14 protein-coding genes are annotated in these 16147 nt (G+C 52.4%); 10 read left to right on the forward strand and 4 right to left on the reverse strand.

The features are described from left to right. The first annotated feature begins 214 nt into the window (after window positions 1–214). From ABD949_RS13355 to ABD949_RS13365, 3 genes are all read left to right on the forward strand, one after another. Window positions 215–2167 carry a glycoside hydrolase family 127 protein gene (locus tag ABD949_RS13355; protein WP_345244214.1) on the forward strand — a complete coding sequence of 651 codons (1953 nt, stop codon included), beginning with the start codon at window positions 215–217 and terminating at the stop codon, window positions 2165–2167. 135 nt (window positions 2168–2302) lie between these two features. Next, window positions 2303–2821 (forward strand): hypothetical protein, encoded by a 519-nt coding sequence (locus ABD949_RS13360; protein WP_345244215.1) that lies wholly within the window; start codon window positions 2303–2305, stop codon window positions 2819–2821. Between the two features lie 65 nt (window positions 2822–2886). Beyond that, window positions 2887–3729 carry a maleylpyruvate isomerase N-terminal domain-containing protein gene (locus ABD949_RS13365; RefSeq protein ID WP_345244217.1) on the forward strand — a complete coding sequence of 281 codons (843 nt, stop codon included), beginning with the start codon at window positions 2887–2889 and terminating at the stop codon, window positions 3727–3729. Between the two features lie 34 nt (window positions 3730–3763). Here the strand turns inward: ABD949_RS13365 and ABD949_RS13370 are convergent, their stop codons facing one another. Both ABD949_RS13370 and ABD949_RS13375 read right to left on the reverse strand, forming a co-directional pair. Next, window positions 3764–4804, reverse strand: a complete 1041-nt coding sequence (locus ABD949_RS13370) for an AI-2E family transporter (RefSeq protein WP_345244219.1) — start codon at window positions 4802–4804, stop codon at window positions 3764–3766. Between the two features lie 114 nt (window positions 4805–4918). Then, on the reverse strand, window positions 4919–6097 hold the full coding sequence (locus ABD949_RS13375) for a class I SAM-dependent rRNA methyltransferase (RefSeq protein ID WP_345244221.1): 1179 nt from the start codon (window positions 6095–6097) through the stop codon (window positions 4919–4921). Window positions 6098–6225: 128 nt separating this feature from the next. On the opposite strand from ABD949_RS13375, the gene ABD949_RS13380 reads away from it, so the two are divergent. Next, on the forward strand, window positions 6226–7089 hold the full coding sequence (locus ABD949_RS13380) for a sugar phosphate isomerase/epimerase family protein (protein ID WP_345244223.1): 864 nt from the start codon (window positions 6226–6228) through the stop codon (window positions 7087–7089). A 76-nt stretch (window positions 7090–7165) separates the two neighbouring features. On the opposite strand, the gene ABD949_RS13385 is transcribed toward ABD949_RS13380, so the two are convergent. Next, a complete protein-coding gene (locus ABD949_RS13385; protein ID WP_345244224.1) occupies window positions 7166–8185 on the reverse strand; it encodes a zinc dependent phospholipase C family protein in 1020 nt (339 codons plus the stop codon). A 251-nt stretch (window positions 8186–8436) separates the two neighbouring features. On the opposite strand from ABD949_RS13385, the gene ABD949_RS30805 reads away from it, so the two are divergent. From ABD949_RS30805 to radC, 3 genes are all read left to right on the forward strand, one after another. Then, window positions 8437–8670, forward strand: a complete 234-nt coding sequence (locus ABD949_RS30805; protein WP_425576753.1) for a Dabb family protein — start codon at window positions 8437–8439, stop codon at window positions 8668–8670. A 108-nt stretch (window positions 8671–8778) separates the two neighbouring features. Further along, the gene (gene rpsT / locus ABD949_RS13395; protein ID WP_345244228.1) at window positions 8779–9045 is read left to right on the forward strand and encodes a 30S ribosomal protein S20; all 267 of its coding nucleotides are present in this window, start codon (window positions 8779–8781) and stop codon (window positions 9043–9045) included. Between the two features lie 130 nt (window positions 9046–9175). Beyond that, complete coding sequence (radC, locus tag ABD949_RS13400) at window positions 9176–9871, forward strand: RadC family protein (RefSeq protein ID WP_345244230.1); 696 nt, start codon at window positions 9176–9178, stop codon at window positions 9869–9871. Window positions 9872–9873: 2 nt separating this feature from the next. On the opposite strand, the gene ABD949_RS13405 is transcribed toward radC, so the two are convergent. Continuing rightward, window positions 9874–10308: a hypothetical protein gene (locus ABD949_RS13405; protein ID WP_345244232.1), complete on the reverse strand. Its 435-nt coding sequence runs from the start codon at window positions 10306–10308 to the stop codon at window positions 9874–9876. Window positions 10309–10447: 139 nt separating this feature from the next. On the opposite strand from ABD949_RS13405, the gene ABD949_RS13410 reads away from it, so the two are divergent. The 3 genes from ABD949_RS13410 to ABD949_RS13420 all read left to right on the forward strand — a co-directional run bounded on the left by ABD949_RS13410 (window position 10448) and on the right by ABD949_RS13420 (window position 16141). Continuing rightward, window positions 10448–11251, forward strand: coding sequence for a polysaccharide deacetylase family protein (locus ABD949_RS13410; RefSeq protein WP_345244233.1), 804 nt, complete (start codon window positions 10448–10450; stop codon window positions 11249–11251). A gap of 137 nt (window positions 11252–11388) precedes the next feature. Continuing rightward, complete coding sequence (locus ABD949_RS13415; protein WP_345244234.1) at window positions 11389–12645, forward strand: GDSL-type esterase/lipase family protein; 1257 nt, start codon at window positions 11389–11391, stop codon at window positions 12643–12645. A 1-nt stretch (window position 12646) separates the two neighbouring features. After that, window positions 12647–16141 carry a PVC-type heme-binding CxxCH protein gene (locus tag ABD949_RS13420; protein WP_345244235.1) on the forward strand — a complete coding sequence of 1165 codons (3495 nt, stop codon included), beginning with the start codon at window positions 12647–12649 and terminating at the stop codon, window positions 16139–16141. Window positions 16142–16147 lie beyond the last annotated feature (6 nt).

Below are 16147 nucleotides of genomic sequence, written 5' to 3' on the forward strand. Positions count from 1 at the left end.
AACTAATACCCTCCAATAGATAAGGCCAATTAATTCCTTATTTAATTATAAATTAACTAAACCCTTACCTAAGTACAATCTGGCATCCATCCCGCTCTGATTTACCCATTAGACAGGATTCACCTATATTGGTTTAATACAGTTTAAACGAAATATTCTACCAATATTATCGATAAGGTCAACCATTAATTCCTAATTCGCCTATTTTCCCTATATGAAACGTGCAGTAACCACCATTTTTCTAATAAGCTCCTGTGTACGAGCCTTTTCACAGGATTATCCAATTATGCCGGTACCGTTTACAAAGGTGAAGATCCAACAGGGCTTCTGGCATCCGCGTCTGGAGACGAACCGGACTGTCACCCTCCCTTTTGATTTTAAAAAATGCGAGGAAACCGGTCGCATCGACAACTTTGCCGTGGCGGGTGGTCTTAAAAAAGGCACGTTCCGGGGTATTCGGTACGACGATTCCGATGTGTTTAAAGTAGTAGAAGGAGCTGCCTACTCGCTACAGACGCACTACGATCCCAAACTTGACCGCTACCTCGACAGCCTGATCACGCTCTTTGCCGCAGCCCAGGAGCCCGACGGCTATCTGTTTACGATCCGGACGATCCTGAAAGACAGCACCGCCAAGCGCGACCGCGATGCCGGCGCTACCCGCTATTCGTTTGAGGCCGGCAGCCACGAACTCTACAACGTGGGGCATATGTACGAAGCCGCCGTGGCCCACTACCAGGCTACCGGTAAGCGAACGCTGCTGAACGTGGCCATTAAAAACGCCAATCACCTGCTGTCGGTCATCGGCCCTGATAAACTGATTGTGGTACCGGGGCATCAGGAGACCGAGATTGGGCTGGTTAAACTCTACCGCGTTACCGGCGATAAACGGTACCTCGACCTCGCCCGCTTTCTGCTGGATATGCGCGGCCGGTCCGACAAGCGGGCGTTATTTCCAGATCCAGCCCGGACGGGTCAGGGCTCTGCCTACCTGCAGGATCATCTGCCGGTTACCCAACAACGCGAAGCAGTAGGCCATTCGGTTCGCGCTGGCTATATGTATGCCGCCATGACCGATATTGCCGCTATTCAGCAGGATAAAGAGTACCTGGAAGCCTTAACGGCCATCTGGAACGATGTGGTGGAGCGCAAACAGTACCTGACCGGTGGCCTGGGTGCCCGACAGCACGGCGAAGCCTTCGGGAATGCCTATGAGTTACCCAACGACGTAGCCTATGCCGAAACCTGCGCGGCCGTGGCGAACCTGCTCTGGAACCACCGGATGTTCCTGCTGACGGGCGAGGCCAAATACATGGATGTGTTTGAACGGGTGCTGTACAACGGCTTTCTGGCGGGGGTATCGCTGGAGGGTGACAAATTCTTCTACGTAAATCCACTGGCGTCGGATGGGCAGCGGAAGTTTAACGTCGGCCGGTCGGCTACGCGGGAACCCTGGTTCAGCACGTCCTGCTGCCCGACCAACGTGGTACGGTTTCTGCCGTCGCTTCCCGGCTATGTATACGCCCAGCGCGGCAACAATGTGTACGTAAACCTGTTTGTCGACAGTAATACGGAGCTGACGGTAAACGGGAAACCAGTAATGGTTCGGCAGGCAACCAATTTTCCCTGGGACGGAGCGGTGACGATGACCGTCTCGCCTAAACAGGCGCAGGCTTTCGACCTGCTGGTGCGGATTCCGGGTTGGGCCACAGGACAGCCGATGCCCGGACAGTTATACAGCTACGCTAATGCAGCCTCAACAAAGCCAACGCTAACGATCAATGGAAAAGCCGTTCCGGTCACCATCGAGAACGGCTATGCCCGAATCCGCCGTACCTGGAAAGCCGGTGATGTATTGGCGCTCACGCTGGATATGCCGGTGCGCGAAGTAAAAGCCAACGAAAATGTGCAGGACAACCGGGGCCGGGTGGCCATTGAACGGGGGCCGCTGGTCTACTGCGCCGAAGGGGCCGATAATAACGGCCGTGCCCTCAACCTGGCATTTGCACCCGGCCAGGCCTTTACTCCGCAAGTCCGGAAAGAGATGCTGGGTGGCATCACGGTTTTACAGACAGCCGGTCCCCAACCGGTTACCCTTATCCCCTACTATGCCTGGTCGCACCGGGGACCCAACGAAATGGCGGTGTGGTTTGGGCAGGTCAAATAATGTAACCGGCTACTAGGAAACAGCCTTTGACCGGCATCGGGTCAAAGGCTGTTCTTTTTAACCGTTCACGAACTTACATTGGTTCTATGCTATTACGCCAGACTATCTTTGTTTGCTATTCACGCAAAACACACCATGAACCGCGTCCTGATCGACAATTCCGTATTGGCCCTGGGTCTCCTGTTTGCCCTACTTTTCAGTCAGTACCTGTTTAAAACCAAACGACCTTCTGTCGGCAAACTTTCGGTATTCTTCCTAACCCTGGGCAGTTCAATAGTTCACATGAACGTCTGGGCGCACCTGTTTGCCGTCAGTATCGTCAACTACCAGATTGCCCAGCAGGGCGGGTTTCATTATGATCTGCGTTTCTACGCGCTTATTCAGTTCGGTGTCGTGCTGATGCTACTCAGCGGCTACTCACTGGATCAGGTAAAACACCTGGTGCGCGGAGATATGATCGCTCGGAAACGACTGCTTTACTCGATCGGGCTGACCATATTGTTCAGTGTGCCGTTGATCCCCTTCAATCCGATTGCCTCCTTACCTACTTTGGGGTCACTGGTAACGCTGATTACACTGACGGTAACCAGAAAACAGTTTGATGCATCAGCGAAGGAGAAGAATATCGCGCAACCGGAGATTGTGCTGTCGTAGGGCCGCTTTTCATCTATCTTTGCGGTAAGTTCAACCTGATTATAAATAGCTGTTGTGTAAATCTTATGCAGCAATTACCCACGATTGCCACCCTTGAGCTTTTTCCCATCCTGCACGAAAAGCTGATTACCTTACTGCGAAGTTTATCAGCGGAGGATTGGCACCGGCCTACCGTCTGCAAGGACTGGAGCGTGAAAGACATTGCCTCGCACCTGCTCGACGGAAATCTCCGGCGTATCACGCTCTACCGCGACCAGTACCAATCGCCTGAAAAGCCCGACATCCGCTCCTACCGTGATCTGGTCGATTACCTGAACCAATTGAATAATAGCTGGGTACGGGCCACCCGCCGGTTCAGTCCCCGCATTATCACTGATTTACTGGAGCAGACAGGCGAAGAAGTGAACGAGTTGTTTAACGCGTTGCCCCCCAATGAACCGGCTATTTTCTCCGTAGCCTGGGCTGGCCAGGATACATCGCCGAACTGGTTTCACATCGCCCGTGAGTATACCGAGAACTGGCACCACCAGCAGCAGATTCGCCTGGCCGTTGACCAGCCCGACGGAATCATGACGGCCGAACTGTACTACCCGCTGCTGGATACATTCATGCGGGCGCTTCCGCACACCTACCGGGAGATCCCGGCTGAGGATGGTACGTTGCTACAGGTATCCGTAACGGGTGAGGGTGGAGGGAATTGGTACCTGTACCGCCAGCAGCAAGCCTGGCAATTATTGTATAATCCGCCTTTTCAACACCCATCGGACCAGGTAACTATCGACGGTAAAATAGCGTGGCGGCTCTTTACCAAAGGCATCAGCCGGGAAGCTGCTTTACCTTATGTTTCCATTGACGGTAACCGGCCGTTAGGGGAACACGTGCTGTCTATGCTTTCGGTGATGGCCTAGCGCGTTGGGCGAATGATGGCTGAGAGGTAATGTTTTAAGTGGTGTCCTTTTTAACTTCTTCCTGCTCCATTCTGATGTTTTGTCGCTGAAATACTTTCATCAGCACCACAAAATACGATAAAAGCAGAGGGCCAACTACCAGCCCCATTATACCAAAAATGGGAACGCCTAAGACAATGCCCGTGAGTGTGATAAACGGATGAACGTCACCCATCCGCTTGGCCAGCATGATCCGAAGCAGATTATCGATATTCACAATGACGATAACCCCGACCAGGAGAATTCCAACACCACTGCTGGTATTGCCTTGTGACAACATAAAGATACCGGCAGGTCCCCATACAATAGGAGTACCTAAAATTGGGATGAATGCAAAGAAAAAGCCCACTACTCCCCAAAAGGCCGCATCTGGAACGCCAAAAATCCACAGCGTGAGACCGGTCAGAAATCCCTGGATCAGTGATACCAATGCCTGTCCCAGTACATTGGCATTAACCATATTCTTTAAATCCTCCCCTAACTCGTCAATGGTTTCTGCCCGGAACGGCAGGTAACGTTTTAGTCCTCTCTGAAATTGCTCCTGCTGCGTAAACATAAAGTAAAGCGATACGTACAGCAGGCCCAGGATGATAATAATATCAAGCGTTCCGCTAAGGATAGAAGGAACCTGTCTGCTGGCCAGTGTGGTAGCCTGTCGTACTAACGACCGAATATTGTTCTGGTCCATTATCTTGATGCCTGTAACCTTTTCAAGTTGATTGACCAGATCAAGGATCTGGTCAGTATGCTGGCTGTAATATTGTATACGATCCACCAGCAGGAGGCTAAGCGCTAAAAATGGGAGGATAATAACAATAAGAGAGAAGAGCATCAGCAGCAAGGTTACCAATACCCGATTCCACTTTTTCTCCTTAACGAGTTTGTTAAACCAGGGCCGGAAAACAACATATAAGATGGCTGCCCCCAGAAAGGCCGTTGCATACTGGTACAAACCAGCGATGATAAAGCCTGCAATAGTCAGTATACTGGCAACGAGTAAGATGCGCTCCTGACGGGGGGTGTATATATTAGCCATAGGTAAGATTCTTCGGGCAAAAGCTGTTTCCCGATATTGTATAAAAATGGCTAAACAAACAAATTTGTTTAGCCACTCTCATGTTCATTTTTGTATTTAGCCGTTATTAGTTGGCTATTCCACCCACAAAACCAGCCCTTTCAGGTAGCCTCCTTCCGGATGAAACAGGCTCACGGGATGGTCGGCGGGCTGGCTGAGGTGATGCAATACCCGCACCTGCCGTCCGGCTTCAATGGCAGCCGCTACTATGGTATTATAAAACAACTCACGGTCGACCACCTGCGAGCAGGAGAAAGTAAACAGAATTCCCCCTTTGGCCAGTCGGCGCAACCCCTCGGCATTCAGGCGTTTGTAACCCTGCACCGCCCGGTGACGCGCCGGCAGGCTCTTGGCAAAAGCCGGGGGATCCAGCACCACCACATCGTACTGATGATCGTGGCTTTTGAGGTATTTCATCACATCCTCGGCATAGGCGTCATGGTGCGTGTCCTCCCCAAAATTAGCGGCTACATTCCGGTTGGTGAGGTCAATCGCCTTTTGTGATACATCGACGGAGTGTACCAGTTCGGCACCGGCTTTCAGCGCGTAGATGGAAAAACCACCCGAATAACAGAACGCATTCAGGACCTTTTTACCGGCGGCATACCGCGCCAGCAGATTGCGGTTGTCGCGCTGATCCAGGAAAAAGCCGGTTTTCTGGCCGGTGATCCAGTCGACCAGAAAAGTACTGCCATTTTCCAGTACCGGATGCGGTGTCTCAACGTGGCCATAGAGGTAGCCATTCTGCACGGAAGTACCATAATGCTCCGGCACTGTATCGGCACTCTTGTCGTATACAGCTTTCAGTTCACCGCCAAATACCCGCTGTAGCGCCTGGGTAATTAACTCCCGCTCCCGGTGCATCCCAATGGAATGGGCCTGTAATACGGCCACACCGTTGTACATATCGACGATCAGCCCGGAACAACCATCCCCTTCACCGTGAATAAGCCGGTAGCAGTTGGTAGCCGGTGGCACTAGCGCCGACCGAACGATCCTGATCGACTGCAGCTTCTCAGTCCAATAAGCCACATCCGGCCGTACTTTGGTAAAAGAAAAGATCCGGACGGCAATGCTGCCGTCGTGGAAGTGACCGGTAGCCAGGTAGTTGCCTTTTTTATCCAGCACATCCACCACATCACCGTCCTGGGGTGTACCCTCCCGGCGGGCAATCGCTCCGGAAAATATCCAGGGATGAAACCGGCGAACGGCTTCTTCCCGGCCGGATTGAAGATATAATTTTGGTACGTTCATTCGTTAATAAAAAGGTAAAGATCGTAAGCCGATTCTCCTATAGAGCAGAAGTCAAAAAATCTTTACATGGTTCCCGTTGAAAACAACAGCCTTTTTCACAAATTCGTGTCGTAATTCCCTGACTAAACATGCAAGTTAATCGCAGAAATTTCCTGAAGCAGGCCGGTGCGCTGGCAGCCGGCAGCCTGGCCCTTAGCCAAACCGACCTGATGGCCGGTACCTTTAAAACCTTTGGCGTTCAGCTTTACAGTGTACGCGATATAATCCCGAAAGATCCGAAAGGCGTAATGACCCAACTTGCCCAGATGGGTTATAAGCAGTTTGAGAGCTACAGCGGTCCGCAGGGCTTTCTGTGGGGCATGCAGCCTAAGGAGATAAAATCCTTTTTGAAGGGTCTGGGGGTAGAAATGGTCAGCACCCACTTCAACTACGGGGCCCAGGCGCAGAAAGACGACGAGTTAAAGAAAAGCATGGATATGGCCAAGGAGGCCGGCCTGTCGTACCTGTTGTGCCCGTACCTGGGCGCGCAGAAATCAATGGACGACTGGAAGCGCATTGCCGACCGGTTCAATGTTGTGGGCGAAATGGCCCGCAAAAATGGCCTGAAGTTTGGCTACCACAACCACGACTATTCGTTTAAGCCGCTGAACGGCCAGATCCCGCAGGAATACCTGCTGGCCAACACCGACCCGAAGAACGTGATGTTTGAGCTGGATCTGTGCTGGATCGACGTAGCTGGTCAGGATCCGGTAGCGCACCTGAACAAATACGGCAAGCGGTACGAACTTTGCCACATTAAGGACTACAAAAAAGTGAACGGCAAGCCGGTGCAGAATGACCTGGGCAAAGGATCGGTTGATTTTAAAAACACCCTGCGGGCTGCCCGGAAAAGCGGGGTAAAATATTACATTGTAGAGCAGGAAGAATATCCGCAATCGGTAATGGCCAGCATGAAGGCCGATGCCGAATACATGAAAAACCTGGTGGTATAAACCGAAACGGTTGCATTGATACAAGCATTGAGCAGGCGGCATACTCCGCCTGCTTTTTTTAGTTTGCCTGCCTGATTTAGTCCTCGCTTCTGACTTTCAGCAGGCGCTTCAGCCAGCTTTGTTTCTCGGCTTCACCGGCTTTCTGCTCTTCGTCAGGTATCGCCTGAGCGGCCAGCAGGCGCAGGTCGGGTTGCCCCGCATCTACCCAACAGGTATACCAGAAATCGCCAACCATTTTTACCGACGCCCGCATCTGCCGCTCTACCTGTCCCCTTAGTTTCTCGTGGTACTGCTGCGAGAAGTCGGCGGAGAACACTTTCACGGTAAGGCCATTCCGTTCTTCGAATCCGTACTTTTTAGCTTCGCCGAACTGGCGGGTCAGTTCCCGCTCAAACCGCAACACCGAATCCAGGGCGGCATGGGCCTGAAACACCGCCCGCCAGGCGGCTTTCTGCGGAGAGTACACATAATCGGCCGGCCCTACCAGAAAGTCATACCCGGTACTGAACAGCTCCGGAAGCCGCGACTCCCAGAATCCGTGAATTCCCTCCTGCCCCGTCAACTGGCCATTATAATTTCGGGTGGTATGCAGCGGCACGTTGGCATCGGCGATGTAATGTCCCAGATCAGCCGCTACCCGCAGAATCCGATGGATGTTCCGCTCTTTAAAGGCCTCCGTCAGTTGATACTTGACCAGCTGAATATGCCAGGGCACAATACCGTGCATGGCCAGGGTATCTTCACCGTATTGATCCACCGCTTCTTTCCAGTACCGGGGCAGGGTTGCCTTCGTTGTATCCGGGTACATATCCAAATCAATGTAGTGCCGGGGAGCTTCGCCCACGACCGCATAGCGCCGTTTATCCGGATTGACCGCATTGTCGGTAAGGTAGCCGATGTGCTTCTTGAAGAACGGCATCATCTCCGCCGGAAGGGTAAAAACGGCCAGTCGGTTAATCTGCTGATGGCCGTAAAAACCCCAGGCCGGCCGGGAGGCTCCAGGCTCACGCCAGGAGGAGGCAACTACCTGATTCTGAAAAAAATATAGGGTAAACACTTGCAACCATATGAACAAATAGTACATTTGCCTAAACATATCACTTTTTAAAGTTTTTCTAAAATTTTTTCGTTACACTTCAAATTTTTCCAAATTTAATTTCGCATATCGCCATGCAATCGAACGAATTAAAGCGAAAATCAATAGGTTACGGTATAATTGTTTTCTTCTTCTGTGCCTTTGGTTTAATAATCTACGGTGCTTATTCACCTGCAAGAAAAAGCCAAAAACAGCGAATTGTCTGCTATAAATTTAAAGAAGGCCTTAAAAAAGAAGCAGTTGAACAACATATGCGCGATTTTGCGTCTCTGAAGTATGAAATTCCGCAGATCGTCTCCTACAGTGCCGGCAAGACGCTAGCCACCGAAGGCACATCCGAATACGACGTTATGCATTACATTACCTTTCAGAGCGAAGCTGATATTGAGACGTACAATAAGCACACAAGCCACCAGGACTTTTTGAAAAAGCATCAGGGCGACTGGGAGAAAGTGCTGGTTATCAACTCAGACATTCACCCGTAACAAAATAGTATGGGTAAAAAATAAAAAATTACGCTTGGGAATTCTCTGAAAAAACTCTAATTTTGCATTCCTTTTGGCGAAAATCCATGTAATTCGTTTACATATACAATGGCAAACCATAAATCTGCAAAAAAACAAATCCTGGTCAACGCAAAAAAGCGGCTGTTGAACCGCTACCAGCACAAGACTACCCGGAACATGATCAAGAAACTGCGCGGCACCCACGATGCAGTTCAGGCAAGCGAACTGTACAGAACAGTAGCCTCCATGCTCGATAAGCTGGCTAAGCGCAATATTATTCATAAGAATAAGGCATCGAACCAGAAGTCAAAGCTGGCTCGTTTTGTAAACGGCCTGACTCCGGTAGCAGCCTAAGTATTCCCCGGAATTAGATTCCGGGATTTTCTCAAAAAACCGGAATCTAATTCCGGGGTACACGTTATGGAGACCTTACCCGGCAACGGCGTAAGGTTTTTTTGTGCCCGTACCTAAGTAACTCTACCAGATGATTTACGATAATCCCCGAAAAATATTAAGCTGGGCCGAAGAGGACCGCCCCCGCGAAAAGCTGATGCTGAAAGGCAAAGCGGCCCTGTCGGACGCCGAATTGATAGCTATTCTGATTGGCTCCGGTACCACCGACATGACGGCGGTGGATGTATCAAAACTCATCCTGCAAAGCGTTGGCAACAACCTTAACGACCTGGCGCGGCTGAGCGTAAAAGATTTATCAAAATTCAAAGGAATTGGAGAGGCCAAAGCCATCAGCATTGTGTCGGCGCTGGAACTGGGGCGCCGGCGCCGGGAGCAGGACCGGCCGCAACGAGCCAAAATCACCTGCTCACGCGATGCTTACGAAGAAATACGGCCGCATCTGCTCGATAAGCCGCACGAAGAGTTCTGGATTCTGCTGCTGAACCGGGCCAATGAGGTGCTGCGGCCGGTGCAGATCAGCGCAGGTGGAGTATCGGGCACCGTGGCCGATCCGAAGCTGATCTTCAAACACGCCCTGGAGTATCTGTCCAGCGCTATTATTCTGGTTCATAACCATCCGTCGGGGAACCTCACGCCCTCGCAGGCCGATAAAGCCCTTACCCGCAAATTAAAGGAAGCCGGTCGGGTATTGGAAATTCCGGTGCTTGACCACCTGATCTTCACCGACCGAACTTACCTCAGCTTTGCGGATGAAGGACTCCTGTAACCTTACTTCTGACGCACCGTGATTACGGCCTCTTTGTAGGTGTTCTCCGGCTCCGGGGCTACCGGGTATGGCTTCACCTCCGAGAGTGTTACTTCATAGGTGGTATTGCCCAGCTTCACCGTAGTTACGTCACGGCTCTTCATGCTGGTATTCTGGCTGCAGGCACCCAGACATAAGGTAGCTTTGACCTGCTCCCCACCTTTGGTCAGCGTCACCGAAACAGTAGCATTGCCCATCCAGACGCAGTTGGCGTTCATTGGGCAGCGACTGTCTTTTATGTCATCTACCGATACGGTAACGTCATTACCAACTTTGGCTGTTTCGTGCCGGGCGGTGGTGGTCGTTACGCTTTCCGGTTCCGTGGTTACAGCCGTCCGTTCGCAGCTCAGGAACAATCCTGCTGTCAGCAGGCACATTCCCATCAGTACATTCTTCATGGTATGGAGTTATCTTTGTTTTTAGTTGTATGACCCATACGTCTGGACAACCGTTGGAATGAAAATAAAGAAACAGCAATTTTTTTGCGGGGATGAGATTATACAATGGTGCGGCTTTTCCTGAAAACCTCCTGTTCGTATGAAAACGCGGATTGCACTTTTGGGCTTCTTTATCACGCTTGCCTTCAATACCTATGCACAGTACAACGCGCTCTGGAAGGGTAAAAAATGCGCGGTAGTATTAACATACGACGACGCCTTAGCTGTACATCTGACTAATGCCATACCGGCTCTGGACTCACTGGGGTTGAAAGCGACGTTTTACATTGCCGATATTTCCGGCGATCTACAGACGCAGATTCCGGCCTGGCGTTCGGCTGCGGTAAATGGGCACGAGTTAGGCAATCACACCCTGACGCATCCCTGCGAAGGCGGTCGGCCCGGACGGGAATTTGTACGCCCTGAATTCGATCTGACAACGTATTCCCTGCGCCGGATGACCGCTGATATACGGGCCATGAATACGCTGCTGTACGCCATCGATGGGAAAACCAGACGAACCTTCGCCTACCCCTGCGGAGATACTAGGATTGGTGACACCCCCTACATCAATGAGATGAAAAACGCATTTATCGGTGCCCGTGGCGTGTCACCGGGTATAACGGGTGCCGACAAAGTGGATTTATACAACACCAATAGTTTTCTGGTGAATGGTCAATCCGGAGAGGAACTTATTGCCCAGGTAAAGCAAGCCGAGGCTAAGCAGGGGTTGCTGGTATTTTTATTTCATGGGGTTGGTGGCGGACATGGCCTGAATGTTTCCTTACCGGCACACCGGCAACTTCTACGGTACCTGAAGCAACACGAAAATAACATCTGGATAGCTCCAATGGTGGATGTGGCGGTGTTGGTAAAGGAGCTGCAAACCAAACGTCAGAACTAAACGTGCGTAGGAATTGTGATTGTCGGGGAGACTAGTCAAAACGTCATTATTACTAATAGCAATGCCATCGGAGAAGGGTATTTTCCTGCACAATCCTACTTTATACAGGTAAAAGCCACTACTTGGCTTCCCTGTTAATGAAAAATAATAAACGTATCCACCCTACACTCTTCCTGGCATTCTGGCTTACGGTCCTAGTAATTCAGGATGGGCTGGCCCAGCCTGACAAACAGCTTTCTGGCAGTTCACCAGTAAATGCCCCTTTTTCCCTGAATAATGGCGACCGGGTACTTTTTTTAGGAAATTCTCTTTTTGAAAATGACCTCCTGTACGGGTATCTGGAGCTAGCGCTGACCACCCGCTGGCCCGATCGCCAACTAACCTTCCGGAACATCGGCTGGTCGGGTGATGATGTCTTTGGCGCAGCACGGGGTACGATTACAAATCCGCCTACTCCTTATGACGTGCTGATTGAGCAGCTAACGAAAGCTAAGCCTACGTTGGTATTTTTGGCGTACGGAGGTATCGAATCCGAGCAGGGAGAAGCCGGACTCCCGCGTTTTAACGAAGGATTAAACAAGCTTCTTGATAAGATCGACCAGTTGGGTGCCAGCGCCATTCTGCTGTCGACCACCCCGGTTTTCTCGGGAGGCACACCCGAAAAGACCGCCCAACGGAATGCCCAGCTGGAACTATACGCGGCTGCTATTGGCCGCACGGCTCGGGACCGCGGCATCCGATACCTGGATATTTATACACCTATTCAACAACTGAGCAGGCAGGTGTCACTATCAGACAATGGCATTCACCTCAATGAAACGGGGTACTACTACCTGGCCTCTACCCTGGAAGCCGCTCTGGGCCTGCCCCCCCGGCAACAGGACATTACCCTTCAAGTACTTAAACAAGGCACCCAGGCATCCAATAAGGTTAAACTACAATCAACTGGCCAGGGTAACCAGACGCTAACCTTTACCGTGGATGAACCTCACTTGCCCTTACCCATATCTCGAGACGGTAGCAGGATTGCCGGCAAGGGCCCGACAATAACGATAGCCGGCCTGAAAAAAGGCTTTTACACCCTGACCGCCGACGGAGCTCAACTCATTACGGCCTCGGCTAAACAGTGGGCAGAAGGGGTACCCATGCATCGCGGCCCACTTTACCAACAGGCCAGCCAACTGCAGGAGATGATCCGTAAAAAGAATGATCTGTTTTTCCAGCAGTATCGTCCGCAGAATCACACGTACATCATTGGGTTCCGGTCATACGAGCAGGGGCGGCATATGAAGACGCTGGACGATCTCAGCTTTATCATTACCTGGCTGGAAGGCCAGATCGCCCTGCACCGCACACCAAAAACCCCCGTTTATCAGCTTAGTCAACTCAAGTAGCATGAATCGCCTACACAGCATAAAGATCTTTCGCCGTATTCTTTTCATACCCCTGGCTCTTCTGTGCACCGCAACAGTTAACCAGGGTGATCTAAACGATAATCCTGACCCCGATGTAGCGGCCGAACTCAAGTCATTTAAAGTAGCCGATGGGTTTGAGGTAACGCTCTTTGCCGCTGAACCGCTGGTAGCCAAGCCCATTCAGATGAACTGGGATGCCGACGGACGGCTATGGGTGGTTAGCAGTACAGCTTACCCCCACCTCAAAACAGGTGAAGAGGCTAACGACAAGGTGTTTGTGCTGGAAGATACAGACGGAGACGGCAAGGCTGATAAATCCACCGTTTTTGCCGAGGGGCTGATTACCCCTACCGGTATCCTGCCCGGTGATGGCGGGGTGTATGTGGCCAACTCGACGGAGGTCCTGCATTTCATGGACACCGACGGGGATGGCAAGGCCGACAAAAAGCGCCGGGTCCTCACCGGCTTTGGCGTAGCCGATACCCATCACCTCATTCATACCTTCCGCTGGGGCCCCGAAGGGTCGCTGTATTTTAACCAGTCTATCTATATCTACAGTCATGTCGAGACGCCTTCCGGCACCAAACGACTGGAGGGGGGCGGGGTCTGGCAACTTCGTCCCCAAACCCAGGAACTCGAGGTTTACGCCAGGGGACTGATCAACCCCTGGGGACTACAGTTCGACCGCTGGGGGCAATCGTTTCTGACGGATGGTGCCGGTGGTGAAGGAATTAACTATGCGTTTCCGGGTGCTACGTTCGTGACGGCTCCGGGGGCAGAGCGCATTATCAGAGGATTGAACCCCGGACAGCCCAAACACAGTGGTCTGGATATTATTTCAGGACGGCACCTGCCGGAATCCTGGCAGGGTAGCCTCATCACCAATGACTTCCGGGCTAACCGGATCAACCGGTTCAACCTGGAAGAACAAGGCAGCGGCTACGCATCCAAACAGGCAGAGGATTTACTCTGGACAGATCATGTGGCCTTTCGCCCGGTCGATATTTCCGTAGGGCCGGATGGAGCCATCTACGTAGCCGACTGGTATAATCCGATTATTCAGCATGGCGAGGTAGACTTTCACGACCCACGCCGGGACCAGGAGCGCGGACGAATCTGGCGCATTACGGCCAAGAACCGCCCTCTCGTCAAAGCGCCTAAACTAACCAAAGCCTCTACGCAGGAGCTATTGGCAGCCCTGACCCTGCCGGAAGACTGGACCCGTTCACAAGCCAAACAATTGCTGAAGGCGCGTGGGGCTGGTGAGGTTATTCCGGCGCTGCAACAGTGGATTACCAGTCTGGATAAGAAAGACCCGGCTTACGAACACCATCTTCTGGAAGCCCTTTGGGTACATCAGGCATTGGATACGGTGAACGAACCCCTCTTGCTCAGTCTCCTGAATGCGCAAAACCATAAAGCGCGGGCCGCCGGACTCCGGGCGCTTCAGCTATGGCATAGCAAAATCTCCAATGTATCAGCGCTGCTGGCCAAAGCGGTGAACGACAAGCACCCGCAGGTACGCCTGGAGGCTGTGATCGCCCTCCGCACCCTTAAGACGGCAGAAGCCGCCCGGATGGCGCTGGCCGTTCTGGAGCAACCGATGGATGAGTTCCTGGACTTTGCCCTGTGGCAGACAACACGGGAACTGGAACCCCAGTGGACCAGACAACTGAAAACCGAGCCGAACTTCTTCGGTACTCCCCAAAAAACGGCGTTTGCCCTGAAGTCGGTGAACAATCCAGACGCAGTAGCGCAACTGGTTCAGCTTTACCAGAAGGGTCAGGTGCCGGAAGCCTACCACAAAGACGTTCTCAACTCCCTGGCCCGCAGTGGAAAGCCAGCTGACCTGACCGTTCTTTTTGACCTAGTTAACCAGAGCAATCCCGGACAGGCGAAACAACTTGCTGCCCAACTAGCCGTGCTGGAAGATGCCGCTCGTCAGCGGAACATAAAGCCGGAAGGTGACCTAAGCCGAATTGCCGGGTTCATCGGGCATGAGGATCAGGCTGTAGCGGCCAGCGCCATCCGGCTGATCGGCCATTGGCAGCTGGCCGCCATGACCGATCGGATGGTTGACCTCAGCAAAAAAGGCGACAAAAACACGAAAAAAGCCGCCATGACCGCCATGACGCTGTTAGATAAGCAAAAAGCCAGACAAGTCCTGGCGGAACTTGCCGGGCCTAAGAATCCGGTTGAATCACGCTTGCTGGCAACCGCCCAACTGGTTTCACTGGATGTTCAGGAAGCAGCCCGTCTGGCCGTAGATCTGCTGCAGACATTACCTGCCACCACCGATGCTTCTGAGCTTTACCGGCCCTTTATGGTCCAAAAGCAGGGCACTCAGGCGCTTGCCGAAGCCCTGTTGGCCCGTAAGATTCCGGAAAGTACGGCAAAAGCGGCCCGGTTGACCATACAGGGGCAGATACCCTGGAACCGCCAGCAGAGTGATGAGATAAAGCGGCTGAAGCAGGCCCTCGAAGCCTCGGGTGGTACCCTGCCCGTAGAACGGATGCCACAGCGTCTCAACGAGTCCGAAATTGCTGGACTGGCCCGCGAGGTAAAAGCTTCCGGCCGGGCAGAACAGGGGGAAATGATCTATCGGAAAACCAGTTGCAATAGCTGCCATGCCCTGGGTGGAGCCGGTGGTCTGATTGGTCCTGACCTGAGCAGCCTGGGTACCAGTTCACCTGTAGAGACCATTATTCGCTCCATATTGTACCCGACGGCCTCTATTAAAGAAGGTTACGAACTACAGCGCATTGCTAAAAAGGACGGCAGCGAAGTTATGGGGTATCTGGTCAGCAATGGGGCGTCCGAGATTCTGATGCGGGATGTAAGCGGCCAGGAAATTGCCGTCTCTAAGAATCAGATTGCGGTTATGGAAAAAGTCCCCGGCTCGCTGATGCCGGCGGGACTGACGGCGGGTCTGGATAAAGAAGAATTCAGGGATCTGGTCGGCTTCTTATCGAAACTAGGCGAATCCGGACCATTCCGCGTGCCTGCTACCCGATTGGTGCGCCGGTGGGAAACCGCACTGGCCACCAAAGAACTGGCTACTAAACTTCGCACCGAGGGCATAGGCTATGTAGTGAAGCCTACCGCAAAGGTCTCTTTTCAGCCAGCCTACAGCAAAGTATCGGGAGACTTACCGGTAGATGAACTGCCTGTTGTGGAAGCAGGGCCGGGCAAGTCATATAGCCTGGTTCGGTTCGAGGTGGAAGTGCTTACACCCGGACCGGTAAACCTGGGCCTCAACGCCACTGCCGGGCTTTCGGCCTGGGCAGGCCAAAAGCTCCTGAAACTTTCGGAGCAGGGTACGGTAGTCGACCTTCCTCAGGGCATTCATCCCATTACAGTGTCCATTGACCGTGGAGCGTTCAGGGAAGGATCTCTTCGCATCCAGCTTCAGGAAAGCCAGCCGAGTGCGGCCCAGCCGGGCGTGGCCCAAATCCGGCTACGAATGGGGCGGTAACGAAGA

This window comes from Nibrella saemangeumensis (assembly GCF_039541915.1).
Lineage (GTDB): Bacteria > Bacteroidota > Bacteroidia > Cytophagales > Spirosomataceae > Nibrella > Nibrella saemangeumensis.